Below are 277 nucleotides of genomic sequence, written 5' to 3' on the forward strand. Positions count from 1 at the left end.
ATCAGCCCGGAATCTTGCCCCGCAACCACGCGCGTCACACTCACGTCACCGGTTGACTTGTTGACCGCCACGTCCGCGATCCAGGCCGACCACGCCGCACCATAGCCGGGGAATTTGCTGTGGACGTAAAGCGCGTAAGCGAAGCCGCGTCCGCGGACAACATCGCCTTCGGCTTCCGGTTCTTGCCAGACCGGGCGGGGAGTCCACCCGGCGCGCTCAGCGACAGCGTTGACAAGATCGACGGCGCGGGGGTCCTTCAGATAGCGCAATCGATATT

At 63.9% G+C, this 277-nt stretch carries 1 pseudogene; it reads right to left on the bottom strand.

The features are described 5' to 3' along the window. Positions 1–277: pseudogene (locus ACH13J_RS18455) on the bottom strand (hypothetical protein); the annotation flags it as partial.

The organism is Roseovarius salis (assembly GCF_044472985.1).
In the GTDB taxonomy this organism is placed as follows: domain Bacteria; phylum Pseudomonadota; class Alphaproteobacteria; order Rhodobacterales; family Rhodobacteraceae; genus Roseovarius; species Roseovarius salis.